This window comes from Bradyrhizobium sp. WBOS08 (assembly GCF_024585125.1).
Lineage (GTDB): Bacteria > Pseudomonadota > Alphaproteobacteria > Rhizobiales > Xanthobacteraceae > Bradyrhizobium > Bradyrhizobium japonicum_B.
This window is the reverse complement of the sequence record NZ_CP028988.1, coordinates 2,589,346-2,614,722: the sequence shown is the minus strand read 5'-3', so window position 1 is coordinate 2,614,722 and position 25,377 is coordinate 2,589,346. Positions and strand designations below refer to the sequence as shown.

The 25,377-nt window shown below is 64.5% G+C and carries 22 protein-coding genes and 1 tRNA gene; 8 read left to right on the top strand and 15 right to left on the bottom strand.

Annotated features, from left to right (window positions below; genetic code table 11):
• The first annotated feature begins 45 nt into the window (after positions 1-45).
• Positions 46-1,140 carry an HD-GYP domain-containing protein gene (locus tag DCM80_RS12425; RefSeq protein ID WP_028133695.1) on the top strand — a complete coding sequence of 365 codons (1,095 nt, stop codon included), beginning with the start codon at positions 46-48 and terminating at the stop codon, positions 1,138-1,140.
• A gap of 132 nt (positions 1,141-1,272) precedes the next feature.
• Here DCM80_RS12425 and DCM80_RS12420 read toward each other — a convergent pair whose 3' ends face one another.
• Together DCM80_RS12420 and DCM80_RS12415 are read right to left on the bottom strand one after the other, a co-directional pair.
• Positions 1,273-2,853, bottom strand: coding sequence for an AMP-binding protein (locus DCM80_RS12420; RefSeq protein ID WP_257197226.1), 1,581 nt, complete (start codon positions 2,851-2,853; stop codon positions 1,273-1,275).
• Between the two features lie 230 nt (positions 2,854-3,083).
• On the bottom strand, positions 3,084-3,494 hold the full coding sequence (locus DCM80_RS12415) for a VOC family protein (RefSeq protein WP_257197225.1): 411 nt from the start codon (positions 3,492-3,494) through the stop codon (positions 3,084-3,086).
• A 124-nt stretch (positions 3,495-3,618) separates the two neighbouring features.
• Between DCM80_RS12415 and DCM80_RS12410 the strand changes: the two genes are divergently transcribed.
• A complete protein-coding gene (locus DCM80_RS12410) occupies positions 3,619-4,593 on the top strand; it encodes a tripartite tricarboxylate transporter substrate binding protein (RefSeq protein WP_257197224.1) in 975 nt (324 codons plus the stop codon).
• Positions 4,594-4,719: 126 nt separating this feature from the next.
• On the opposite strand, the gene DCM80_RS12405 is transcribed toward DCM80_RS12410, so the two are convergent.
• On the bottom strand, positions 4,720-5,958 hold the full coding sequence (locus DCM80_RS12405) for a S1C family serine protease (RefSeq protein WP_257197223.1): 1,239 nt from the start codon (positions 5,956-5,958) through the stop codon (positions 4,720-4,722).
• Positions 5,959-6,161: 203 nt separating this feature from the next.
• Here DCM80_RS12405 and DCM80_RS12400 point away from each other — a divergent pair, with 203 nt between their 5' ends.
• From DCM80_RS12400 to DCM80_RS12390, 3 genes are read left to right on the top strand one after another with little or no spacing between them, the layout of a single operon-like run.
• The gene (locus DCM80_RS12400; protein WP_257197222.1) at positions 6,162-6,779 is read left to right on the top strand and encodes a hypothetical protein; all 618 of its coding nucleotides are present in this window, start codon (positions 6,162-6,164) and stop codon (positions 6,777-6,779) included.
• Positions 6,766-7,140, top strand: a complete 375-nt coding sequence (locus DCM80_RS12395; RefSeq protein ID WP_257197220.1) for a transcriptional regulator — start codon at positions 6,766-6,768, stop codon at positions 7,138-7,140. The genes DCM80_RS12400 and DCM80_RS12395 overlap by 14 nt, the downstream gene beginning before the upstream one ends.
• Positions 7,141-7,171: 31 nt before the next feature.
• Positions 7,172-7,909, top strand: a complete 738-nt coding sequence (locus DCM80_RS12390) for a di-trans,poly-cis-decaprenylcistransferase (protein ID WP_257197219.1) — start codon at positions 7,172-7,174, stop codon at positions 7,907-7,909.
• 23 nt (positions 7,910-7,932) lie between these two features.
• On the opposite strand, the gene DCM80_RS12385 is transcribed toward DCM80_RS12390, so the two are convergent.
• Both DCM80_RS12385 and DCM80_RS12380 read right to left on the bottom strand, forming a co-directional pair.
• Positions 7,933-8,997, bottom strand: coding sequence for a hypothetical protein (locus DCM80_RS12385; protein ID WP_257197218.1), 1,065 nt, complete (start codon positions 8,995-8,997; stop codon positions 7,933-7,935).
• 2 nt (positions 8,998-8,999) lie between these two features.
• Positions 9,000-10,394, bottom strand: coding sequence for an MBOAT family protein (locus tag DCM80_RS12380; RefSeq protein WP_257197217.1), 1,395 nt, complete (start codon positions 10,392-10,394; stop codon positions 9,000-9,002).
• Between the two features lie 335 nt (positions 10,395-10,729).
• Here DCM80_RS12380 and DCM80_RS12375 point away from each other — a divergent pair, with 335 nt between their 5' ends.
• Both DCM80_RS12375 and DCM80_RS12370 read left to right on the top strand, forming a co-directional pair.
• On the top strand, positions 10,730-11,416 hold the full coding sequence (locus DCM80_RS12375; protein WP_257197216.1) for a DNA-3-methyladenine glycosylase I: 687 nt from the start codon (positions 10,730-10,732) through the stop codon (positions 11,414-11,416).
• Positions 11,417-11,625: 209 nt separating this feature from the next.
• Positions 11,626-11,919: a hypothetical protein gene (locus DCM80_RS12370; RefSeq protein WP_028133706.1), complete on the top strand. Its 294-nt coding sequence runs from the start codon at positions 11,626-11,628 to the stop codon at positions 11,917-11,919.
• A gap of 152 nt (positions 11,920-12,071) precedes the next feature.
• Here DCM80_RS12370 and dinB read toward each other — a convergent pair whose 3' ends face one another.
• Positions 12,072-13,172, bottom strand: a complete 1,101-nt coding sequence (gene dinB / locus DCM80_RS12365) for a DNA polymerase IV (protein ID WP_257197215.1) — start codon at positions 13,170-13,172, stop codon at positions 12,072-12,074.
• A 43-nt stretch (positions 13,173-13,215) separates the two neighbouring features.
• Here dinB and DCM80_RS12360 point away from each other — a divergent pair, with 43 nt between their 5' ends.
• A complete protein-coding gene (locus tag DCM80_RS12360) occupies positions 13,216-13,659 on the top strand; it encodes a TspO/MBR family protein (RefSeq protein WP_257197214.1) in 444 nt (147 codons plus the stop codon).
• A 75-nt stretch (positions 13,660-13,734) separates the two neighbouring features.
• On the opposite strand, the gene DCM80_RS12355 is transcribed toward DCM80_RS12360, so the two are convergent.
• From DCM80_RS12355 to DCM80_RS12315, 9 genes are all read right to left on the bottom strand, one after another.
• Positions 13,735-14,082, bottom strand: coding sequence for a hypothetical protein (locus DCM80_RS12355; protein ID WP_257197213.1), 348 nt, complete (start codon positions 14,080-14,082; stop codon positions 13,735-13,737).
• A gap of 446 nt (positions 14,083-14,528) precedes the next feature.
• Positions 14,529-14,605, bottom strand: a tRNA-Arg gene (locus DCM80_RS12350).
• Positions 14,606-14,824: 219 nt separating this feature from the next.
• Positions 14,825-17,947, bottom strand: a complete 3,123-nt coding sequence (locus DCM80_RS12345; RefSeq protein WP_257197212.1) for an EAL domain-containing protein — start codon at positions 17,945-17,947, stop codon at positions 14,825-14,827.
• A gap of 174 nt (positions 17,948-18,121) precedes the next feature.
• The gene (locus DCM80_RS12340) at positions 18,122-19,207 is read right to left on the bottom strand and encodes a branched-chain amino acid ABC transporter permease (protein ID WP_257197211.1); all 1,086 of its coding nucleotides are present in this window, start codon (positions 19,205-19,207) and stop codon (positions 18,122-18,124) included.
• Positions 19,204-20,214: a branched-chain amino acid ABC transporter permease gene (locus tag DCM80_RS12335; protein ID WP_257197210.1), complete on the bottom strand. Its 1,011-nt coding sequence runs from the start codon at positions 20,212-20,214 to the stop codon at positions 19,204-19,206. The genes DCM80_RS12340 and DCM80_RS12335 overlap by 4 nt, the downstream gene beginning before the upstream one ends.
• Complete coding sequence (locus DCM80_RS12330) at positions 20,211-20,933, bottom strand: ABC transporter ATP-binding protein (protein WP_257197209.1); 723 nt, start codon at positions 20,931-20,933, stop codon at positions 20,211-20,213. Before DCM80_RS12330 ends, DCM80_RS12335 begins: the two co-directional genes overlap by 4 nt.
• The gene (locus DCM80_RS12325) at positions 20,930-21,706 is read right to left on the bottom strand and encodes an ABC transporter ATP-binding protein (RefSeq protein ID WP_257197208.1); all 777 of its coding nucleotides are present in this window, start codon (positions 21,704-21,706) and stop codon (positions 20,930-20,932) included. Before DCM80_RS12325 ends, DCM80_RS12330 begins: the two co-directional genes overlap by 4 nt.
• Before the next feature lie 170 nt (positions 21,707-21,876).
• The gene (locus DCM80_RS12320) at positions 21,877-23,061 is read right to left on the bottom strand and encodes a substrate-binding domain-containing protein (RefSeq protein WP_028133759.1); all 1,185 of its coding nucleotides are present in this window, start codon (positions 23,059-23,061) and stop codon (positions 21,877-21,879) included.
• A 105-nt stretch (positions 23,062-23,166) separates the two neighbouring features.
• Positions 23,167-25,203 carry an acyl CoA:acetate/3-ketoacid CoA transferase gene (locus DCM80_RS12315; protein ID WP_257197207.1) on the bottom strand — a complete coding sequence of 679 codons (2,037 nt, stop codon included), beginning with the start codon at positions 25,201-25,203 and terminating at the stop codon, positions 23,167-23,169.
• Positions 25,204-25,377: the final 174 nt, after the last annotated feature.

Below are 25,377 nucleotides of genomic sequence, written 5' to 3'. Positions count from 1 at the left end.
GGCTTAGGCTGATGCCAAATCCCGATCCCATGCTTTGGGGAAGCCATGAACGCGCCAGCCAAATCCGCCGCCAAACGCCGGCTTCTGCTCGCCTCCGACCGGAGCGACGAGAGTTCCGAGCTCGCCAGCATCCTGAAGGCGGTCGGCGACGTCTCGACGGTGACGACGCAGGACATCCCCGAAAAGCCCTCGCGCGATCTCTCCGGCCTCGTGGTCGACATCAACCTGCGCTCGCCCGAAAGCGTGCAGCGGGTGCGCAACAAGCTGCGCGGCGATGCCTATCGCTCGATGCCGCGGCTGTTCGTACTCGCGGACGCCCTCCATCACGGCACCATGCAGGCCTGGGCGCTGGGCGCCACCGACACCATCTCGCGGCCGCTGCAGGCCGAGGCCATCCTGCAGCGCATTCGCGCCGCCTTCCCGGACACCGCGGCCTATGACGCGACCGATCGCGGCAAGACGCTCAACCGCGGCGTCGAGGCGGCGCATGCGGTGCTGGCGAAGATGTTCGAGAAGCTGCCGCTCGGCGTGCCCCTGACCTTCGACGACGTCATCGCGGCGGAAAGCAAGATCCTGAAGGCGATCAAGCATTCCTCGCTGCGCGAATGGCTCACCACGGTCGGCTGCCATCATGTCGGCAGCTATCGCCACTGCCTGTTCGTCACCGGTTTCGCGGTCGCCTTCGCACAGCATCTCGGCATGCGCGAGGACGATCAGCGCCGCCTCGTCCGCGCCGCGCTGCTTCACGACGTCGGCAAGGCCTTCGTTCCCTCCGCGCTGCTCGACAAGCCGGGCAAGCTCACCGACGAGGAGATGGCCGAGGTGCGCCAGCATCCGCGCCGCGGCTATGACGCGCTTGCCGCCCAGGGCGGCTTCCCGCCGGAGATGCTCGACGTGATCCTGCATCACCACGAATTTCTCGACGGCAGCGGCTATCCGAACGGGCTGTCGTCGAACCAGATCAGCGACATCGTGCGCCTGACGACGATCGTCGACATCTACGCCGCGCTGGTCGAGAAACGCGCCTATCGCATGCCATTCACGCATTCGCGTGCGTTCGCCATGATGGAAGGCATGAGCGGCAAGCTCGACCAGCAGCTGCTGCAGGCGTTCCGCCCGGTGGCGCTGGGGTCGTTCTAGTTCGGCATTCTCGGCTGCCGTAGGGTGGGCAAAGGCGCGTAGCGCCGTGCCCACCATCTCTCTCGATCGCGAAAAATGCGTGGGCACGCTTCGCTTTGCCCACCCTACGCAGTGTGCCGTTCGGCGACGTCGCTACCCCACCATCTTCCTTAGCTCCGCCTTCGCGACCTTCTCCAGCGTCGAGCGCGGCATGTCGTCGACCAGCCTGATCTCGCGCGGCACCTTGAAGTCGGCAAGGCCTTTGCGGCAGGCTTCCATCACCCGGTCATGCAGGTCGGGCGCGGCGCCGGCGACACCGCCCAAGGGGATGATGAAGACCACCGGCACCTCGTCCAGCATCGGGTGCGGCTTCGCCACCACGGCGGCCTCGCGCACGCCCGCTACCAGCGCGATCACCTGCTCGATCTCGGAGGCCGCGACGTTCTCGCCGCCGACCTTCAGCATGTCCTTGGCGCGGTCGCCGAACTTGATGGAGCCGTTCGGGAGCCGCTCGACGCGGTCGCCGGTGAGGAAGAAGCCGTGCTCGTCGAAGCTCTCGCGCGTGGCTTTCTCATTGTGGAGATATTCGGCGAACAGCGACAGGCCGGGAATGCCCTTGATCGACAGATTGCCGGTGCCGCCGACCTCGGTCGGCCGCCCGTCGTCGCCGGTGATGCGGATCTGGTATTCGGGCGCGGCCCGGCCGATCGACATCGGGACGTTGGGTTGGTCGACCTCGCCGACGATGCCGTGGGTGATGGTCTCGGTCATGCCCCACCAGCCGATCATCTTGATGCCGAAGGCGGCGAAGGCCGGCGGCTCGTTGATCGCGGTGCCCCACAGGCGGAATTTGTGGTCTTTCGGGATCTCCTGCTCGAGCAGCGCCTTCATGCAGAACGGAATGGTCGAGGTCCAGGTCGCGCCGTGCTCGCGCGCGACGCCCCAGAACCGGCTCGCGGAGAAGCGCGGCTGGATCACGCAAGTGGCGCCGACCCACAGCGTGGCCAGCATGGAATAGGCCAGCGCATTGGTGTGGAACAGCGGCAGGTAGGTCTGGTGCACGTCGCTCGCATGCAGGTCCTCGTGCGCGGCGTTGATCTTGGCGCCCCACAGCGCGTTGGCGTGGGTCCACAGCACCGCTTTGGGTCGCGATGTCGTGCCCGACGTGTATTGCACGCTGCATGGCGCCAGCGGATCGGTCGGGCGCCTGGGGCGATCGGCGCTGTCGGCGAACAGCGACTCAAACCTGTCGCCGCGGGAGACCGCCTGCGCAGGCGCCGCTCCGGCATCATGTGAGGTCACCGCCATCCAGCGAATGTTGCGGCAGTTCTGCGCGACGAGTTCCGCATAGGCGGGCTGGGTGATCGCGGCAACCGCGCCGCAATGATCTGCGAAATACGCGATCTCGGCCGGTGCCGAGCGCGTGTTGGTGGTGACCGCGATGGCCCCGAGCTCGACACAGGCAAACCAGGCCAGCATCGCCTCGATGCAATTGTCGAGATGAATGAGGACATATTCGCCCGGCCTCACGCCGCGCCGTGCCAGCCCCGCCGCCAGCGCGCCGACCCGCTCGTGAAACTCGCCATAGCTCCAGCGCCGCGCCGGCGCATCGAACGGCGCCCAGATCAGGAACGGATGATCGCGCCGGACCTCGGCGCGCATCTTGAGCAACCAGGGCACGTCGAGCCCGTCGAACGGGCCTACGATTCCGGCAGTGGTTTGTTGAAGCGGCATGGCTCCTCCCCGTGCAGCCTGCATCTTGATGGCGGCTGTCATGCGATTATTGCGTCTTCCTGCCATCGGATGAGGCGGGGTGCAAATCGGGAGGCGTATGTCGTCCGCGTTCCCTCGGCCGTCATTGCGAGCGAAGCGATCCAGACTGTCTCCACCGAGTCGGTCTGGATTGCTTCGTCGCTTCGCTCCTCGCAACGACGGTGTTTGGGGCGGGTGCGGTCCTGTCGGCCTCAATCCTCGTACGACGAAATCTCGATCAGGCTGCCGTCGGGATCCCGGCAATAGACCGAGCGCAGCGTGCCGCGGGCGCCTTGCCGCGGGCCTGGACCGGCCTCGATCGCGACGCCGTGTGCATCCAGATGCGCCACCACCTCGTCCGGTGTGGCCGAGGTAAGGAAACACAGATCCTCGCTGCCGGCGGTCGGTTGGTCGGCGGTGAACCACTCCACCCTGTCGGCATCGCGCTGGCGCACGTTGATCCTCTGGTTACCGAATTGAAGGAAAGTCCGCGGCGCTTTGCCGCCGCCGGGATCGAATACCTTGACTTCCATGCCGAGAATCTTGCGGTACCACTCCGCTGTCGCCGCAACATCGCTGACATTGATCACGAGATGATCCAGGGCATGAACCTTGACCGTCATCTCTCATCCTTTCGTCATGATGCGTCCCGCGCACTTTCCGCCCGCGACGACCTTTGTTACAACCCGATCGGCTCGACCTACAAGCTATTCGACCTTCAAGAACAACACTGGGAGAACCCTTGAGATGATCACTCGCCGTACCGCGCTGGGCCTGCTCGCCGCCAGTCCGCTTGCAGCCACCCCGCTGTCGAAGGCCCTTGCCGCCGATTATCCGGCCCGGCCCGTGAAATGGGTGGTCGGCTATCCGCCGGGCGGCGCCACCGACATCCTGGCGCGGCTGATCGGCCAGCGGCTTTCGGAGAAGCTCGGCCAGCAATTCGTGGTCGAGAACAAGCCGGGCGCCGGCAACAACATCGCCACCGAATCGGTCATCAATGCCGAGCCCGACGGCTACACGCTGCAGCTGGTCAACCCGGCCAATTACATCAACGCCTCGCTCTACAAGAATCTCAAGTTCAATTTCGTCAACGACATGGCGCCGGTCGCCTCGTTCCAGCGTGTGCCGAACGTGATGACCGTTGGCAAGGACGTGCCGGCCAAGAACGTCGCCGAGTTCATCGAATATGTGAAGGCCAATCCCGGCAAGGTGAACATGGCCTCGTCCGGCAACGGCACCTCGGTGCACCTCTCCGGCGAGATGTTCATGGCCATGACCGGCTGCAAGATGCAGCACGTGCCCTATCGCGGTGCGGCGCCGGCGATCACCGACATGCTCGCCGGTCAGGTGCAGGTGATCTTCGACAACATGCCCTCGATCATCCAGCACATCCGCTCCGGCTCGCTTCGTGCGATCGGCGTCACCACGGCGGAGCGCTCGCCGCAATTGCCCGACGTGCAGACGGTCGCCGAGACCGTGAAGGGCTACGAGGCCAGCGCGCTGTTCGGCATGGGTGCACCGAAGAACACGCCGAAGGACATCATCGCCAAGCTGAACGCCGAGGTCAACGCGGTGCTGAGGGAGCCCGACATGGCCAAGCGTCTGGTCGAGCTCGGCGGCGAGCCGCGGCCGCAGACTCCGGAAGCGTTCGGCGAGGAGATCAAGGCCGAGACCGAGAAGTGGCGGAAGGTGGTCGAGTTCGCCGGCCTCAAGGTCGAGTAGCGATCCCGTGACGACCGGGAATGAAGCCCTGCCGTTCGGCAGGGCTTTTTTCTTGCGCGCTTCGTTTCCTCGATCCGGGATGGGCACCCGCGGCCGCCCCGTCGCGCGATACCGGGCGTGGACCGTCTACCGCTTCGCGTCCGCCTGTTCCGTGCCGATACACGAGATCAGCATCGTATAGGCGCGGGCGTTGGCGGCGATGTCCGTCGTCTTCAGCTCGCCCTTGGGTTCACCGGTCTGGTAAGGCACCACGGAATTGTCGAGGAAGTCCCGCAGCGCGCCGGTCTTGATGGCGAAGTTGATGTTTTCGGGGATATTGCCGGTTGCGACCGCGATGCGCAGATTGTCGAGCTTTCCGGTCACTACGCCGACGACCTGGCCGCCGGTGTCGAACAACGGTCCTCCGCTGTTCCCCGGCTGCACCGGCGCGCTGATCTGCAGGAAGCGCGAATCGTTGCGCATGCCGCTGAGCGAGCTCACGATACCGGTTGTCACCGTGAAATCCGAGCTCAGCAGCCCGCGATAGGGAAAGCCGATCGCGACGACGGAATCGCCGGAGCGGATCGAACGGTCACGGATGCGGGCAAACTCCTTGAACGTCGCTGTCGATGGCGCCTGCAGGAGGGCGAGATCGTTGTTCGCATCGCTGGATACGACGCGCAGCGCCGTCGCGGCCTCGCCGGTGAGATTGCCTTTGATGTCGCCGCAGCCCTCGATCACATGGTGGTTCGTGACGATGTGCCCGTTGGCGCTGACCACGAAGCCGGTGCCGCTCCTGGACTTGGCGGACTTGACCGGCGGGGTGCCCTGCTTCTCCGCCGTGGCTGCGGGCTTCGCGGCACCCTTGGTGAAGTCGCCGGCCTTGTCGAGCCCGTCGGCTTTCACCCTGGTCACGCAATTGGCCAATGCCGCGATCACCGGGCCGGTCGAGGTCAGATCGAAGTTCAGAACGGTGCGGCCGGCGGTCGCCACCATCAGGCTCGCCTTCTGGAACGTCCGCACGACGTTGAGCGGCATGACGGCCGTGAGCATGTTGGGCTGATACGCCGTCGCGTACAGCCTGGCTTGCTCCTGGCCATCGAAGGTCACGTCGATGGCAGCGTTCTCGCCCTTGTTGAAGTTGTAGCCGGGGCTTGCAAAGGCCAGCAACCAGGTGCCGGCGGAATTCTGGCTCACGACCAGGATGACGCCGTTCGCATAGGGCGACGTGGCGGCGCAATGCGAGAAGGCGCCGGTCTCATCGTTGCTGAAGGCGCCCCCGATCCAGTTGCCGATCTTGAGGCTGCCAAAGGGGCCTTTCGCATCGGCGGTGCCGGCGAGAGCCAATTGTGACAACAACGCAACGACAAGCGACCTCAACCACATACCAGCCCCCGGGAACGTCCTTGCACCCATCTTATCCGTGAGCGCAGGTGAGGCGCAACCGTCAGTTGTTCGCTCCGACTTTCATCATTCTACCCGCAACTTTCGGACTTGCATTTACTTTGCGATGCCGTAAGCTTTGCAATACAAAGTGACGGGGCTGCAGTCCCGTGAGGCGTGAGCGGAACGAGGCTTCGGCGTTGCCAATGCGCGATCTCGACAAGGCCCTGGCTGACATCGTGGCGATCCGCAGCCAGATCGCGGCCGGCACGGCGTTCCGCGGCTACGGCCCGGCGACGATGGCCGCGACCGGTGCCGTCGCGCTCATCACGGCGGTGCTGCAATTCTGGCTGCTCGGCGATCCCACGGGTGAGCCGCTCGGCTTCTTCGCCGGCTGGTTCGTCGCCGCCGCGCTGTCCGTCCTGATGATCGGGATCGAGATGCGGGCACGTTCGCGCCGCCATCATTCCGGCCTCGCCGACGCCATGATCCACCAGGCGGTAGAGCAGTTCCTGCCCGCGGGCGTTGCCGGCGTGCTGCTCGCGGTGGTGATGTGGAAGTTCGCGGCCGAGACGTTGTGGCTGCTGCCGGGCCTGTGGCAGATCCTGGTGTCGATCGGCATTTTCGCCTCCGTCCGCTCGCTGCCGCGCCCCGTGGCGCTCGCCGGCGCCTGGTATTTCGTGTCCGGCTTTTCGGTGGTGGTGATCGCGAGCCAGACCCACACGCTGTCGCCATGGACCATGGGCCTGCCCTTCCTGATCGGGCAGTCGCTGATGGCGGCCATTCTGCATGTCGCATCCGGAGACCATGATGTCGAAGACTGACAGCGCACCCTTCTCCTACGAAGGGCTCGACCGCGTGATCCACGAGAAGGCGAGGCTCGGGCTTCTGACCTCGCTGATGGCGCATCCCAAGGGGCTGGCCTTTGCCGACCTCAAGCAGCTGTGCGGCCTCACCGACGGCAATCTCAGCCGGCACCTTGCCGTGCTCCAGGAGGCCGGCCTCGTCGACGTGACCAAGGGCTACGAGGGCAACCGTCCGCACACCACCTGCCGCCTCACCAAGTCCGGGCGCCGCCGTTTCCTCGATTATCTCGCCGTGCTGGAACGCCTGGTGCGCGACGCCGCCAGGGCCGCCGGCCGCGAGGCGCCGCCGCTCGGCCGCCTCGGCATCGTCTCGACCTGATCCTTCCCCTTTTTTGACCGGAGACTTTGCAATGCAAAGTGATGCGTCCCATAGCGAGAAGCTTCATGTCGGTATCATCATGGACGGCAACGGGAGATGGGCGACACGGCGCGGCCTGTCGCGCGTGCGCGGCCACGAGGCCGGCGTCGAAACCATCCGCCGCATCGTCGAGGCCGCGCCCAAGCAGGGCATCGGCACGCTGACGCTCTACGCCTTCTCCACCGACAATTGGCGGAGGCCGAAGGCCGAGGTGGCCGCATTGATGACCTTGCTGCGGTTCTATCTCGCCAACGAGGTGCAGAGCCTGGTCAAGAACGGCGTGCGGCTCACCGTGATCGGCCGCCGCGATCGCCTGCCTGAAGGCATCGCCAGCGCGATCGCGCAGGCCGAACAGGCCACCGCCGGCGGCGCCACGCTGCATTTGCGCATCGCGGTCGATTATTCCGCGCGTGATGCCATCCTCAATGCCGCGGCGGCGACGGCGGCGCTGACCAGCCTCACCCGCGAAGCCTTCTCGCAGCTCGTCACCGGCGAAGCGGGCCTGCGCGACGTCGATCTCATCATCCGCACCTCGGGCGAGAAGCGGCTCTCGGACTTCCTGCTCTGGGAAGGGGCCTATGCCGAGCTGCACTTCACCGAGCGGATGTGGCCCGAGTTCGACGCCGGCGATCTCGCCGCGGCACTGGCCTCCTTCCACGGCCGCGAGCGCCGCTTTGGCGGCCTCCAGGCGATCCTGCCGGAGGAGGTGCCGTCACTCTCCCGTGTGTGACGCGCTTTCAGCGGCGCAGACGGTCAGTTGCCGGCGGATTCCAGGATTCCCCGATCGGCCAGTGTCCTGGCAAGCTGCTCGGTGTAGATGATCCGTCCCCACCGGTGAAAATGCGACGGATAATGCGCAAAGAGGATATCCAGCATGACGGCCGGGGTATCCAGGAACTGCGATGGATCAAGGCCAAGCCGATGCGCAATTCTCCTTCCGGCGTCGGTGTGGAAGCTCTGCGGGCCGCCCTGGGCATTGACCGAATTGACCGGCGCGATCACGAGATAGACCTTTGAGCGATCGAGCTTCGAAAGCGTTGCGGACAGAGAGTCGAGTGCCTTTTCGAATTCCGCGTTCATCACGAACGGTTTTGAGTCGGGTAGCGGCCTGAGAAGAGTGTGACCGGCCAGCGTGGCCCTGAAAGCTTTCAGCGAAGGTTCATTGAGCATCCGGTTGGGCTCAATGGCGCTGCCGTGCTCGCGCCAAATGGTCGAAATGAACTGGTCCTTGCCGCCGTAGTAGACCGCATAAGCGCCCGGGAGCGGGTTGTACACCGCTCGCTCCATCAGCAGCCGGATATATTCGAGCCCGCCGGCCGGAAAGGTCAGGACGGAAGGAGCTTCGAAATGGTCCGTCCTGATGAACGCCGGCCACTCGTTCCATCTTGGATCGCGCTCGAACTGGACCGGACTGAAAACCAGAACGAGCTTCCTCGGTTGGCGTCCTCGGGCGATCATCTTGTCGAGCATGGCAGCGTAGCCATCCGGGCCGACGAACCCGATGGTGCAGAACGATTCGACGTTCGATCCCGGAAACGCCTGCAAGAGGGTCGGGACGTGAACTCCGAAAAGGCACGAGCTGTCGCCGAGAAAAGCGAGGTCGGAGGTCGGCAGCCGCTCCGAACGCCTGATCTGTTCGAGGACGATATAGGTCTCGATCCCGCGCGACCATTGATGCCTGCTCTGCTGATAGATGTAGTGCGCGCTACCGAGGATGAGTGCAGTCAACACAGCGACCGGAACAAATTCGCGTGCCACGGTCTGCACCGCGCTGCTCAGCGGCCATTTTTCGATCGCCTGGATCGTGCGCTTCAGCATGGCTAGAACTGAAAGTAGATGAAGGTCGCGTTGACGTGCCCGGACGCCGCGATCGTCAGGGCCGCCAGAGCCGCAAACAGCGGATATCTCATCCACGCAGGTCGGTGAAGCAGGAAATAGTCACCGCGCAACTGCAGCTGCCACTCCAGGAGCATCAGCGGGCCGGCCAACGACAGAATTGCCAGCACGATGGCGCTGTGCACCGGCGCCCATTCCCAGTTCGCGAGAGCGCTCAGCATGCCGACCAGCAAAGTCCAATTGGCGGCTCGAAAGAGAAACCAGCCGACAAACACGACCAGCATCGTCACGGCCCAGCCAGCGGCGCGAGCCACCTTAGACGACGGCGCGTCTCCGCCCGGTACCCTGCGCCATAGCGCGAGAGCGGCGCCATGAAGCAGGCCCCAAAGAACGAAAGTCCAGGATGCGCCGTGCCAGAGGCCTCCCAATGCCATGGTCAGCATCAGATTCCGGTTCGTGATCGCCGCGCCGTGGCGGTTGCCCCCGAGCGGGATATACAGATAGTCCCGCAGCCATGTGCTGAGGCTGATGTGCCAGCGTCGCCAGAACTCACTGATCGAAACCGACCAATAAGGGTAGCGGAAATTCCAAATCAGCTCGAAGCCGAACAGCAGTGCAACGCCTTTTGCGATCAGGCTGTATCCGTTGAAATCGGCATAGATCTGGATGCCGAATGCGATCGTGGCGAGCACGACCGACCAGCCAAAGGGCTGATCCGGAATGAAGAGCGTGTCGACGATCACCGCCAGGCTGTCCGCCACCACGATCTTCATGGCATAGCCGTAAATCAGGAGCCAGAGCGCGCGCTCGGCGTGGTCGGCCGTGAATTGGCGCGGCTTGGAAAATTGATCGAGGAGATTGCTGGCTCTTTCGATCGGTCCCGCCACGAGCTGCGGGAAGAACGCCTTGAAGGCGAGAAACTTGACGAGGCTTCTCTCCGCGACGTGTCTGCCGCGATAGACGTCCACCACATAGGCGATGCCTTGGAAGGTGATGAAGGAGATGCCGAGCGGCAAGACGATGTGCAATGTCGGCAGGTTCGCACGGAGCCCCGCGCGCTGCGCAAGCGTCGCGAACGAATCGACGAAGAAATTGAAATATTTGAATATCGCGAGAACGAGCATCGCCGCCGCGACCGCGGCAAAAACCAGAAGCTTTCGGGTGTGTTCGTGAGGGGTCGCGGCGATCAGGATCGCCGCAGCGTAATTGACGATGGAAATTCCGATCAGCAAGGGCAGAAAGCGCCAGTCCCACCAGCCGTAAAATACGTAGCTTGCCGCCAATATGATGAGATTCTGGACCGGGAGCCTGGAAGTCGCGTGGTATAGCAGGAAGGTCGCGGGGACGAGACAGAGGAACGCGACGGAGACAAAGGACATTGCAGGAATAAGTCACATTATTGGGCTGCGACACCGCTCGTCGTTCCGCTCCGTCGGAAAACGATACGGGCGGAGGTGCAACCGGATCGCGCAATCGATCACAGTCCAGGGAAAGCGGCGACTAATGCCAGTTTACTACTGCAACATCCAATAGCAACTTTGAGGCGAAATCAACCGTTTCGGCCGTGCGCGGGCTCTCGGAGGGTGCGCCCCTGGGACGCACACCCGACAATCTGCGCCCTGGGCGCATCATCATCACGCACTTCACCTCCGCGGTGCTGGACCTGTGACGCGAATTCTGATGTCGTGACGGGCCCTCAACCGCTCGTGTCCGCATGCCCTCATTCAAGACCATTCGCGCCCGTGCCGAGAAACGCAAGGGCGGGCCCAAGGCCCTGGAAAAGCTGATGCCGGAAAGGCCCGACCTGAAGCGTCTGGCCAAGCTCGGCGACGATCGCATCCTGGCCGAGATGACCAAGCGCGTGTTCTGCGCCGGCTTCGCCTGGAGCGTGATCGATTCGAAATGGGATGGCTTTGAAGAGGCCTTCCTGCACTTCCAGCCGGCCAAGCTCAGCTTCCAGCCGGAAGATTATTGGGAAGGCCTGTTGCGCGATGCGCGCATCGTGCGCAACGGCGCCAAGATCATGTCGGTGCGCGACAACGCCGCGTTCGTCCAGGAGATCGCGAAGGAGCATGGCAGCTTCGGCAAGTTTCTGGCGAAATGGCCGCCGTCCAACCAGATCGGCCTGCTCGATCTCCTGACCAGGCGCGGCAGCCGTCTCGGCGGCAACACCGGCCAGATGTTGCTGCGCTTCGTCGGCTGGGACGGCTTTGTGACGTCCAAGGACGTCGTCGTCTGCCTGCGCGATGCCGGTCTCGACATTGCAGAAGAGGTCAAGTCGAAGGGCGATCTCGCCAAGGTGCAGGCGCAATTCAACGCCTGGGCCGAGGAAACCGGCCTGCCCTACACTTATCTATCGCGCATCTGCGCGCTGTCGGTGGGCGAGAACCGCAGCGAATAGTCTGTGAGCATAGCTCACCGACAGATCGTGTGCATCCTGTGGCGATCTCGTGCCGTGAGCGCGGCAGATGCGAATGCGGGATCACAAAATGCATTTCGCCGGAACATTTGTCCCGAGCACCTGTTCGGGCTTGAGCCAGGCGGACAAAGGCGCAGGGAACGTGCGCTCCCGCCGAGGCCAATGAAACCGGAGACAGAACGGAGCAGCTCATGAAGCTCACATCCGAACAGGTGAAGCAGACCGTCAACCAGCTCGGCGCCCAGGTGCTGCCTGACGAACATCCCGCCATGCCGCAGCTCAACAGCATGTTCGGCGAGCACACCTTCTTCGTCGACGAGATGGGCCTCAAGGTGCTCGAGCCCACTGCGTCGCCCAGCGCCGATCGCCAGAGCGGCGAGGTCGTCAGCCTCGCCGATTGGGGCGATTCCGACCTGACCCGCCTGATGGCGCACGAGCCCGAGCCGACCGGCGTGATCGTGGTGTTCGAGCACATGCGGCATTGAGTGTGACACGGGTGCTGCCCAGGCTTGCTCGGCCTCTCCCGCTTGCGGGAGAGGCCGACGCGCTCGCAGAGCGCGGCGGGTGAGGGCTCTCGCCACGCAGGGACGTCCTCAGTTGTTCTCGATCACCTTGCGTTTCCGGTGAGCGGCCTCGCTCAAATGCCGAGCGTCAGCTGCGGCTCCGCGTCGTCACCGGCCTGGAGGGCGGACAGCGAGACACCCAGCAGCCTGACGCGCTTTCCCAGCGGCATCTCGGCCTCGAGCAGGCCGCAGGCCAGCCGCTCCAGATCGTCCCGGCCCCTGACCGCGGCCGGGACGGACCTGCTGCGCGTGATGATCTCGAAGTCGGCGAACTTGATCTTCAGCGTGACGGTGCGGCCGCGATTGCCGGTCGCCTCGCAATGGCGCCAGACCTTGTCGACGAGAGGTCTGAGCTCGGCGGCCAGCGCGTCATATTCGGCCAGATCGGTCGAGAACGTGTTCTCCGCGCCGATGGACTTGCGAATCCGGTTGGCCCGAACCGGCCGTTCGTCGACGCCGCGCGAGATCCAGTAATAATAGGCGCCCGACTTGCCGAAATTCGCATTCATGAATTCCAGCGTCTGGTTGCGGATGTCGAGGCCGGTGAACAGGCCGAGTGAATTCATCTTCGCGGCAGTCGCCGGCCCGATGCCGTGAAACTTGCCGACCGGCAGCGTTTCGACGAAAGCCGGTCCCATCTCCGGCGCGATCACGAACTGTCCGTTGGGCTTGCGATGATCGGAAGCGAGCTTGGCCAGAAACTTGTTGTAGGAGATGCCGGCCGACGCGTTGAGGCCAGTTTCGGCCTTGATCTTCTCGCGGATCCGCAGCGCGATGTCCCGCGCCAGCGGGATGCCTTGCAGATTTTCCGTCACGTCGAGATAGGCCTCGTCGAGCGACAACGGTTCGATGGTCGGCGTGTGCTCGGCGAAGATGTCGCGGATCTGCTTGGAGATCGCCTTGTAGACCTCGAAGCGCGGCCTGACGAAGATCAAATCGGGACATAGCCGCTTCGCCGTCACCGACGGCATGGCGGAGCGAACGCCGAACTTGCGCGCCTCGTAGCTGGCGGCCGCGACCACGCCGCGCTCCGCCGAGCCTCCGACCGCAACCGGCTTTCCGCGCAGCTCCGGATTGTCGCGTTGTTCCACCGACGCGTAGAAGGCATCCATGTCGATGTGGATGATCTTGCGCACCGGCGAGGCCTCGCCGGCTACCGTGTCGGATTCGCTCATGGAAACATGATACAATTGCACCATGAGAAGCGCGAGGCGAGGGATGCTGCAGCTGTTGGTCTTCGTGGTGGGCGTGGTCGGCATGGGCTGGCTGATCGGCGCGACCAATCCGCCGGGCGACTGGTATGCCGGCCTCGCCAAGCCGGGCTTCGTGCCGCCGAACTGGGCGTTTCCGGTGGCCTGGACCATTTTCTACGTCATGATCGCCATCGCGGGCTGGCGGACCTTTCGGCGTGACCCCTCCGGCAAAGCGATGCTGGCCTGGGCGATGCAACTGGCGCTCAATTTCGCCTGGTCTCCTGTCATGTTCACGATGCACCAGATCGGCGCCGCGCTCGCCATCCTGATCTGCCTGTTCGTCGCGATCGTCACCTATATCGGCCTCGAGCTGTCACGTGACAGACTGGCGGCGGCGTTGTTCGTGCCTTATGCGGCCTGGGTCGGTTTTGCCGGCGTGCTCAACGCGGCGATCTGGCGGTTGAACTGAGAACTGCACCGGCCGCTATATTGGTGAGTCGCGTTGACCCGTGGCAGACCTCCGATTTGGCTGCGGCGCTCGCGCTCACGCCGACCTTGGCGAAAGTGCTTTCCGCAACAAGTATACACCTAACAAGATCATCATGATTGGCATAAGCGGCCATTGCAGCGAAAGAAGCTCCCATACGCCCGCTGCGAAAAGGATCAGCCCAACTGAGATGCCAAACGCCTCTATCTCTAGGCCGGACATCCGCCGCATCACCTGTGCGCCAAGCACCACAAAGCTGCTGACAATGAGAAACCAAGCCCAAGGAACACCGGCGAGCATGACAACGCCCACCCAGATGAAGAACACTGCCCACGCGGCGGAATCGATTTGACGGGCGCTGTTGGGGCTGGGAAATTGGGTCATATCCGGCTGGGTGATGGACATAATGCACCTCCGTGACGCTCATGAAGATTGCCGCACTCAGGCTGGCACCCTGTTGATTTGGGTCAAAGACGGAAGGCGCGCTCGCGCAGGAAGGGGAGGGCAACAGACCCGGCATTCGATGACGAGCAGCTGCCCAATGCGCGAACGTTCGAACACCGCGCCCCCGCATTCTTGGTGTGATGTCCTGCTCGCAGCGTCTCAGCAGGTCGGCAATCGTTAGACGCTTCAGGCTCGTTGATGTCGGTGCGCAGCGCGGTCTGTCGATCGTTCCTTCTTGGACAGCGCGGGATAAACCACTCGGCCCACCTCAGCTTGCCGAGTCTCGCTTCTCTTTCGGATGGTTGGCATGACTTTCGCCAGCCGTGACAGGGCTGTGACGAATTGATTTTCGCGCGAGATGAGGCGAAGAGCGTCGAGCGAAACACCAGTTTCTACAACCGGTTATCTGGCGCACCCGACACGATTCGAACGTGTGACCTTTGCCTTCGGAGGGCAACGCTCTATCCAGCTGAGCTACGGGTGCTAGTCGAGGTTCATTTAGCCGATTGCCGAAGGGGGAGCAACCGCTTCTCGCCGCAATGGGCCTTGAGCCGTCTTGCGCCGGAAAGCGCCCGGAACCGCTGTAGCTTGGCGGCCGAGGCTGGCGAGCTCTGGCCAGCACCCGTTCGGGTCGAGGACTTGGCCGACGTCTCGCCCGAAGTTCGTTCAGATGTCCTGCTCGGCGGCCTCGATCGCTTCGCGATCAGGCCACCGCCGCCACCGGCACGGCTCCAGGCAAGCCATCGCCGGGACCGAACAGCTTGCGCACCTCGGCGGCCGGCTTCGGCGCGCTGAACAGATAGCCCTGCATCTGCGTGCAGCCGAGTGTGCGCAGCATCTCACGCTGAGCCTCGGTCTCGACGCCCTCGGCAACCGTGGTCATGCTGCTCGCGGCGGCGATGTTCACCACCGCCTGCACGATCACGGGCGAACCGCTCGCCTCCGCGATGTCGGCGACGAAGCAGCGGTCGATCTTGATCTTGTCGAACGGGAAGCGCTTGAGATAGCTGAGCGAGGAATAGCCGGTGCCGAAATCGTCGAGCGCGATGCGCACGCCGATCGAGCGGAGTTGGTGCAGGATCGAGAGCGCAGCCTCGTCGTCGCGGATCAGCACGGCCTCGGTGATCTCGAGCTCGAGCCGGCGCGGGTCGAGGCCGGAGGCGGCGAGTGCGCCTGCGATCCGGAGCGCCAGCGTGTCGCATTTGAGCTGCACCGGCGACACGTTGACCGCGACGCGGATATGCGTCGGCCAGGTCGCGGCCTCGTTGCAGGCCATGCGCAGCACCCAGTCGCCGAGCTCGGTGATCAGGCCGGTGTCCTCGGCGACCGGAATGAACTCCGCCGGCGACACCATGCCGCGCTCGGGATGGCGCCAGCGCAGCAGCGCCTCGCAGCCCGTGACCTCGCCTGAGCGCAGATCGACCAGCGGCTGATAGTGAATCTCGAAGCCGCCGTCCACCAGCGCCTGGCGCAAATCCTGCTCCATGCTCAGGCGCGCCCTGGCGCAGGCATCCATTGCCGGCTCGAAGAAGCGATGGGTGCGGCGCCCTTCGGCCTTGGCACCGTACATCGCGAGGTCGGCGTTCTTGACGAGCTGGTCGAGATCGGTGCCGTCCTGCGGCGCCAGCGCGATGCCGATGCTCGCGTCGGTGGAGAGCTGATGGCCGAGACAATGATAGGGCTGCCGGATCGCCTGGTAGATATGGGTCACGAAGGCCAGCACCTCGGCGGAGGATTGGATCCCGGTCTGGATCACCGCAAACTCGTCGCCGCCCAGCCGTGCGATCAGATCGCCCTCCTTGAGACAGCCGCGCAGACGGCTTGCGATCGCCTTCAAGAGCTCGTCGCCGACGTGATGACCGAGCGAATCGTTGATGCCCTTGAACTCGTCGACGTCGATGTAGAGCAGTGCGAACTGATCCCCGCCCGCGACCTTCGCCAGCTCACGCTCGATCTGCTCGCGGAACAACGTGCGGTTCGGCAGGTCGGTCAGCGCATCGTAATGCGCCATATGCGCGATCTTCTCGTCGGCCCGGCGCCGCTCGGTGACGTCGTCGACGACATTGATGATGTAGCGCGGCTCGCCGGACTTGTCGCGGATGCCGATCCGGGTCGAGGTGATATAGCGCGGTCCGACAGCCGGCGTGTGCCAGACGTGCTCGTCCAGAAACAGCCCGTTCGGCGACTGCAGCACCTTGTCGTCGTCCCGGGTGATGATTTCGGCGGCTTCCGTCGGGTAAAGGTCGAATGCGCTCTTGCCGACGATCGTCTCCGCAGTTTCGTCGAGCTGTTCCTCGGCCACCTGGTTCGCCAGGAGATAGCGTCGCGTCCGGGCGTCCTTCACGGTGATCCGGGACGGGATATGGTCGATGATCTCCCGCAGGAAGGTGTGGTTGCGATCGCGTTCCTGTTCCAGGTGGCGACGCTCGGTGATGTCTTCGATCGTGGCGACCCATCCGCCCTGCGCCAGCGGGGTGTTGATGACCTGGAAGGCGCGGCCGTTGGCCAGCTGATGCGTTCTCGTGGATACCGTGCCTTCGGCGACCACCCGCATCACGTCGGCGCAAAACGCCTCGACGTCGCCGTCGAAGGCGCCGCACTCCTTGCGATGATACATCGCCTCGCGGATGTGGCAGCCGGGCTTGATGACGTCGTGAGAGAGACCGAACATGTCGGCATAGCGGCGGTTGCAGGTGACGATGGTGCCGCCCGCGTCATACAGGATCAGCCCCTGCGTCATGTTGTTCAGGGCGGTGTCGAGCCGCAGCCGCTCCGCTTCCAGCCGTTCCTGCGCTTCGCGGTTCTGCCGATTGATCTGGCGAATGATCAGGTAGAGGATCAGCGCGATGATGGTGGCCGAAATTGCGGCGGTGGCCACCATGAAACTGGTCTGCTGCCGCCAATCTGTCAGGGCCGCCGCCGTGGTGTTGGTGGCGAGGATAACGAGTGGGAAATGCGTCAGCGACGCGGCCGAGCCGAGTCGCGCCTCGCCGTCGATCGGGCTGTTGCCCCGCAGCGTCTGCAGACCGCCCTCGGCCAGCACCTTCTGCATCAGCGGCGCGTCCTTGAAGTTCCGCCCGATCAGCTCCTCGCGATGCGGATAGCGCGCCAGCATCTTGCCCTCGCGATCGAACAGCGAGATGGCCGTGCCCTCGGCAAGCGCGACGGATGCGAAATAGTTCTGGTAGCTGTCCGGGTCGATCCGGCGGACCATCGCGCCGAGGAAAGTGCCGTCCGCGCCGTTCAAGCGGCGTGCGACGATCGTGGTCCATTTGTTGATGATGAAGCTGCGGACGGATTTTAGCAGCACCGGTTCGGACCGCGGGTTCGTCTTGAATGTCTGAAAGTAGGCCCGGGATGAAACGTTGACCTTGGGCAGCGGCTGGGCCCGCGACCAGTTGATCAGCTCGCCGTCGGCATCGTAGATCGCGATATCGCCGAGATAGGACACCGGGCTGATCTTGCCGCGCAGCATCTGGTGCGCCGCAGGCCCGGACATGCGCTCGCGGAACGTCTCCGGGGAGTTGATCTCCGCCAGGTTCATCTGCGCGATCAGATCGGCGGCGACGACGTCGGAATCCTCGAATTGCTGGTCGAAGTGCCGCGCGATCAGCTGCACCGTGTTTTCGAGCTCGCGCTCGCGATTGGACAGCGTGCGCTCGCGAAACTCGCCGACGGCCATGGCCGTCACGCCGAAGATGCCCGCGACCAGCAACACGCCGCACAGGGTCAACCACAGGACGGGACCACGGCGCATCAAGGCCTCCCAGCCGTTCCTTGCGGCTAGAGACGTTCCGGCGGCCACCGTGGAAAAGACCTGGCGCATTCCCCCTCCCTGGAGGAACACGAATACACCGCACAAATGGCCTAAACCTTAGGAAAGCCAGTTACCTAAGCATTAATCGAGTTGCGCGACCGCAGTCATGCCTAGCCGGGCGGGAATCGCCTCGCGGTTGTGCTGCGCGCACGGCAATCGCCGCGCTGCATCATGAATCGTGCGTTAATGCGAACTGCCGGCGCTCTTGCCGCCCGCGGGATTGCGCAGCCGTCCGACCACGCCGGTCGGGAAGAAGTAGACGCTGGCGATGAACAATAGTCCGAGCCACAGCAGCCAGCGGTCGGGATGCAGCAGCCCGGGCAGCAGCGGCAGGCCGGCCTCCGAGGCCGCGTTGGAGGCGACGCCCATCAGCGACTGCAAATAGTTCTGGGCGAGGATGAAGATGCTGGCGCCGATGATCGCGCCGTAGATCGTGCCCATGCCGCCGATCACGACCATCAGCAGGATGTCCAGCATGATCGAGAAGCTGAGCGAGGTATCGGGGCCGGCATAGCGCAGCCACAGCGCGTTCAGGATGCCGGCGCCGGCGGCGACGAGGGCGGCGAGGCAATTGGCGTATGTCAGGTGAAACACCGTGCGGAAGCCGAGTGCCTCGGCGCGAAAGCGGTTCTCGCGGATCGCCTGCAGCACACGCCCGAACGGCGAGTTCACGACACGGAGCAAAGCGAGGATCATCAACGCGGAGCCGGCGAACACGAGGTAATAGGTCAGGATGCGGCCGTTGATTTCGAGGCCGAACATGTCCTTGGGGATCAGCACCGTGCCCGGCCGAAGCAATTCCGGCAGTCGGAAGCTGCGCCCGTCCTCGCCGCCGGTAAGCCAGGACAGCTGCGAGGCCAGCACCTGGAACGCGGAGGCGACCGCGAGCGTGATCATGGCAAAGAAGATCGCCGCAACCCGCAGCGAGAACAGCCCGATGGCGAGCGCGAGCAGGGCTGCGAGTGGCAGGCCGGTGACGATGCCGGTTGCGACCGCGGCCCAATTCGGGCCCATCCCGTAGAGCGCGATGGCGATGGCGTAGCTGCCGATGCCGTAAAACATGGTGTGGGCGAACGACACTGAGCCGGTATAGCCGAGCAGGAGGTCATAGGAGGCGACCAGCGCGGCGAAGACGCAGATCTTGGCCGCGACGTTCAGCGCCTTGGCGCCCGGAAACAGGAACGGCGTCGCCGCCAGCGCCAGGATGATGACGACGAGGACGAGCGTGAGGACACGGCTGCGCGGCGGATCGCCGGAGAGGATCATCATCGGCTGGTCACCGCATAGAGGCCGCGCGGCCGCCACATCAGAATGGCGACCATCAGCAGGATGTTGGAGACGAGGGCGAGTTTCGGCACCAGGAAGCCGCCGTAATTGGCGACCATGGCCACCAGGATCGCACCGATGAAGCAGCCGCCGATCGATCCCAGGCCGCCGATGATGACGACGATGAAGATCAGCACGGTGAGGTCGTCGCTCATCGAGGCGTGGACCTGCTCGCGGTAGAGCGCCCACATCACGCCGCCGAGGCCGGCGAGCGCCGATCCGGTCATGAACACGCCGAGGAAGAGGCGGCGGATGCGATAGCCGAGCGCCTCCACCATCTCGCGGTTCTCGACGCCGGCCCGGATCAGAAGGCCGAGCTTGCTGCGATTGAGCACGAGCTGGATCGCGATGAAGATGCCGAGGCCGATCAGCATCGCCAGCACGCGGTACTTGGCAATCGCGACATCGCCGATGATGAAGGAGCCGCGCAGCGAGGCCGGCAGCGGCATCGGAATGATCTGCGGTCCCCACAGCGCATAGAGCGTCTGCTCGGCGACGATGAGGCCGCCCGTCGTCATCAGGATCTGCTTCAGGTGCTGGCCGTAGACGGGGAGGATCAGCACGCGCTCGACGACGAGGCCGAGGGCGCCCGACACCGCCATCGACAGCAGCGCGGCCGGTGCCAGCACCGCGAGGTTCATCCACAGCGAATCGGCCTGAATCGAAGCCGCGAACGGGGCCAGCACCAGGGTCGCGACATAGGCGCCGACGGCGATGAAGGCGCCGTGGCCGAAATTGAGCACGTCCATCAGGCCGAACACCAGCGTCAGCCCGGAGGCCATGATGAAGATCATCATGCCCATCGCAAGGCTCGCCGCGGTCAGCGTCAGCCAGGTCGAGGTCGAGCCTACAAACGGGATCATGAGCAGCGCGAGCGCGACCGGCAGCAGGATCGGCGCGAGATCGCGCTTCGGTTTCGGCAGGGGATCGTTTGCGGCAAGTTCGGTCACTGATGTGTCTCCAGGCTCAGGCCGAGCAGCCGCTCCTGCAGCGGCACGTCGGCGGCGAGCGCCGCCATCTCGCCACGATGGACGATGGTGCCGTTGTCCATCACCAGCACGTTGTCGCCGAGCTCGCGGGCGGCGAAGAAGTTCTGTTCGACCAGCAGGATGGTCGCGCCCTTGCGCTTGATTTCCTTCAGGCACTCGATCAGCGCCATCACGATCGCGGGCGCCAGGCCCTTGGTCGGCTCGTCGATCAGGAGCAGCCGGCGCGGCTCGATGATGGCGCGCGCGATCGACAACATCTGCTTCTGACCGCCCGAGAGACTTCCCGCGCGCGACAGCCAGAACCGGCGCAGCGCCGGAAAGAAGCCGAAGATCCAGTCGAGCCGGCTGTCGTCGAGCGGGCCGTCGCGCGCCGCCAGCACGAGGTTCTCCTTCACCGTGAGATCGGAGAACACCGCCATGCTCTCCGGCACGTAGCCGACGCCGAGCCGCGCGATGTCGGGCGTGGCGCGGCCCTCGATGCGCTCGCCGCCGAGGCTGATCTCGCCGCTCGAGGCCTGCCACAGCCCCATGATGGTGCGCAGCGTCGTGGTCTTGCCGGCACCGTTGCGGCCGAGCAGCATCGTGACCTGTCCTTGCGGGACGGTGAGATCGATGCCCTGGAGGATGTGGTAGCGGCCGATATGGGTGTGGACGCCGGAGAGTTTGAGCAAATCGGTCATGCGACACTCTCTGCAGCGCTCTTGGGCGCAACGCCGAGATAGGCCTCCTGCACGATCGGCGAGGCGATCACCTCGGCCGGCGGGCCGTCGGCGACCAGCTGGCCGTTATGCAGCACGATGATGCGGTCGGCGAGCGAGCGCACCACGTCCATCTTGTGCTCGACCAGGAGGATGATCTTGCTCTTGTCCTGCTTGAGCTGCGCGATCAGGTTGAGGACGACAGGCACTTCGTCGATGCTCATGCCGGCGGTCGGCTCGTCGAACATGAAAACCTTGGGCTCGAGCGCGATCATCAGCGCGACCTCGAGCTTGCGCTGGTCGCCATGTGACAGCGCAGTCGCGGCGACGCCGCGGCGGCTGCCGAGCGCGACCTGGTCGAGGATGGCATCGGCGCGCGCGATCAGGTCGCGGCGCACCATCCATGGCCGCAGCATGTCGTAATGGGTGCCGTTGGCCGCCTGCACCGCCAGGCGGACGTTCTCTTCCACGGTGAGGTTCGGAAACAGATTGGTGAGCTGGAAAGCCCGTCCGAGTCCGGCGCGGGTGCGCAGCGGCGCGGAAAGCTGAGTGATGTCGGCACCGTCGAACAGGATGCTGCCGTGCGAAGCGCGCAGCTGGCCCGAGATCAGGTTGAAATAAGTGGTCTTGCCGGCGCCGTTCGGCCCGACGATCGCGGTGAGCTCGCCCGGACGAAACGTGCAGGAGACGTTGTTGACCGCGACATGACCGCCGAAACGGATGGTGAGGTCGCGGGTTTCGAGGGTGAGCGGCATTCAGAATCTACAAATGAGGAAACGGCGATATATCCGCGGGCGCGGTGCGCTCCGTCCCCCGCTTGCGGGGGAGGGCTGGGGAGAGGGCTATCTCCGCAGGCGAGAACCCCCAAGAGGTGAGAGCCCTCTCCCGGCCTCTCCCGCAAGCGGGAGAGGTGAAGCAAGAAAAATCAGCGCTTGTTCTTGACCGGAACTTGCATGTCCTCGATCTTCAGCTCGCGCACCGGTTCGAGCACGGCCCAGGCGACGTTCGGATCGACTTTGACCTTGAAGTGATACATGCTCTGCAGCGCCTGATGGTCCTCCTTCCGGAACACCATCTTGCCCTTCGGCGTGTCGAACTCCAGGCCCTCCATCGCCGTGATCAGCTTCTCGGTATCGGTCGACTTCGCCTTGGTGACGGCGGCGACGACGGACATCGCGGCGGCGAATCCGCCGGCGGTGAAGAAGTCCGGCGGCGCGTTGAAGCGCTTCTGGTGCTCGGCGACCAGCCAGTCGTTCACCGGATTCTTCGGGATGTCGTAGAAATAATAGGTCGCGCCTTCCATGCCGGGCAGGCCCTTATAGGCCGCGAGCGCCGGCAGGATGTTGCCGCCGGTGGAGAGCTCGATGCCGTAGCGCTTCGGGTCCATGTCCTGCAGCTTGGCCAGCGGATTGCCGGCGCCGGCCCAGATCACCCAGATCACCTTGCGGCCCGGCTTGTCCTTCAGCGCGTCGAACAGGCGCTGGCCGACCGCGGTGAAGTCGGTGGTCGAGGTCGGGGCATATTCCTCGGCGGCAAGCGTCGCGCCGGTCTTGGCGAGCGCGTCCTTGAAGGCGGCGACGCCGTCACGGCCGAACGCGTAGTCCTGCGCCAGCGTTGCGACGGTGACGCCCTGCTTGCCGATCGCGACCGCGTTGGAGATCGCGTCCTGCGAGGAGTTGCGCCCGGTGCGGAAGATGTAGCGATTCCACTTCTCCCCGGTAATCTGGTCCGCGACCGCGGGCTCGACGATCAGGATCTTCTTGTTCTCTTCGGCGACGGGCAGAATCGCCAGCGCGGCGGCCGACGAGGTCGTGCCGATAGCGATATCGACCTTGTCGTCCTGATAGGCTTCGGCGAGCGCGGCCTTGGCAAGGTCCGGCTTGCCCTGGTCGTCCTTGGTGATGATGACGATCTTGCGGCCGTCGAGCGTCATGCTGCCCTTGGTGGCGTATTCGAAACCCATCTTCAGGCCGGTCTCGGTCTGCTTGGCATAGGCCTCGAGCGGGCCGGTCTTGCCGTAGATCAGTCCGATCTTGAGATCGTCGGCCCGTGCGGCGGTGCCCGCGGCGAGCGCGAGAATGGTTGTTGTTAGGATGAGTGATCGACGCACGATGGTTCCTCCTGATGGTAAGCTTCTGGCAACAGCGATTTGCACAACGCTACGAACATTGCAATCGAACCTTCCGGCGACGCGGAACAGCCGCGCGAGCATGCATCATGTCTGGGCCTGCTGCATGCCGCGCGCGGTGCCGGCGCCTTCGACGTGGCGCCAGTCGGACTGCGCTTCTTCCGCGCTTTCGAAAATATGCGGCGCGACGCCGCGCTTCTCCAGGGCTTCGCCGAGCTTGATGCGCAGGAAGCCGGACGTGGTGTAGCGCGACACGCCTGAATAGAAGCGGTCGACGAGGCGGCGCACCATGGCCGAATAATCGTCCATCAGCTCCGGCAGGATGGAAAAATTGTCATAATTGACGATGGCGTAGACCCGGCGGCCGAGCGGCGCGAGCCTCGCCTCGACGATCGCAGCGATGGTGTCGATCTCGGCTCTGCTGCGCAGCGGATGGCGCTCCAGATTGACGAAGAACAGGTTTTGCTGCTCGTCCAGCGTGAAGCGCTGGTCGAGCGGAATGGTGAGCAGGCGCTCGCGCAGGTCCATCATGCCCTCGCGGAAGATGCGCTCGTCCATCAACGCGGGGTCGCGCGGGATCAGCGGCTTGAAATCCATCAGGCGCAGGATGTCGCGCTCGACGTCGATGCCGGGCGCGACCTCGGTGAGTGCGAGGCCGTCGGGCCTGAGCTCGAACACGCAGCGCTCGGTGACATACAGCGTGCGCTGCTTGCGGGCTGCGGCGAACGGGCCGCTGAAGGTGACATGCTCGACATTGCCTACGAATTTGCGCGACTTGGCCTCGTCGACGATGACGAGCTTCCCGTTCTCCACTGCAATACGTTGCTTGCCTGCGCCGAAGGTGCCGACGAAGATGACCTCCTTGGCGTTCTGGCTGATGTTGATGAAGCCGCCGGCGCCCGCGAGCTTCGGCCCGAACTTGCTGACATTGAGGTTGCCGGCGCGATCGACCTGGGCGAGCCCGAGGAAGGCGGCATCGAGCCCGCCGCCATCGTAGAAGTCGAACTGATAGGGCTGGTCGATCACGGCCTGCGTGTTGATCGCCGCGCCGAAATCGATGCCGCTCGCCGGGATGCCGCCGATCACGCCGGGCTCCGCCGTCAGCGTGATGAGGTCGATGATCCGCTCCTCGTTGGCGACCGAGGCGATGCCCTCGGGCATGCCGATGCCGAGATTGACGACGCTGTTGGCCTTGAGCTCGAGCGCCGCGCGCCGCGCGATGATCTTGCGCTCGCTGACCGGCATTACCGGCAGCGAGGCGGCACGGACGCGGATCTCGCTCGAGAACGCCGGGTTGTACTGGGTGCCGAAGGTCTGCCAGTGATTCTCCGGCCTCGCCACCACGACGCAGTCGACCAGGATCCCGGGGATCTTGACCTGGCGCGGATTGAGGCTGCCGGCCTCCGCCACCCGTTCGACCTGGGCAATGACGATGCCGCCGGAATTATGCGCGGCCATGGCAATGGCCAGCGCCTCCAGCGTCAGCGCCTCCTTCTCCATCGTGAGGTTGCCGTCGGGATCGCCGGTGGTGGCGCGGATGATGCCGACGTTGATCGGAAAGGTCTTGTAGAGCAGGCACTCCTCGCCGCGCAGCGTGATCAGCTCCACCAGATCCTCGGTGGTGCGCGCGTTCAGCTTGCCGCCGCCCTGCCGGGGGTCGACGAACGTGCCCATGCCGACGCGGGTGATGTGGCCGGGCCGGTGCGCGGCGATGTCGCGGAACAGATGCGTGATGACGCCCTGCGGCAGGTTGTAGGCCTCGATCTGGCCGGTGACCGCGAGCTGCTGCAATTTCGGCGCCAGCCCCCAATGCCCCCCGATCACGCGCCGGACCAGGCCGTCATGCGCGAAATGGTTGAGACCCCGCAGCTTTCCGTCGCCCTGGCCCGCTGCATAGACCAGCGTCAGATTGCGCGGCTTGCCCTGCGTATAGGGCGGATCGCCCTCATTGGAGAGATAGAGCTCCTCCAGCGCGATCGCGATCTCCTCGGCAAAGCCGATGCCGACGAAGCCGCCGGTCGCCACCGTGTCGCCGTCGCGGATCAGCATGACCGCCTCAGTCGCCGTGACGACCTTGCCTTTCTCGGAATTGCGCAAATAGGGCAGAGCTGGATGATGGCTCACGGTGGTCCTCCCGATCCTTCGACCGTATGCCGATATTGTTTTGCGTTGATTCTATCGCAGGGACCGGCCCTGGAACAGCGTGCTCCCGCGAGAGCGGGCAGCAACGAGCAAGGTTTGCGCCAGATACCTTTGGCCCGCGAAAGGCTGTCGAATCCAGGCAATTGCGGCATGGTT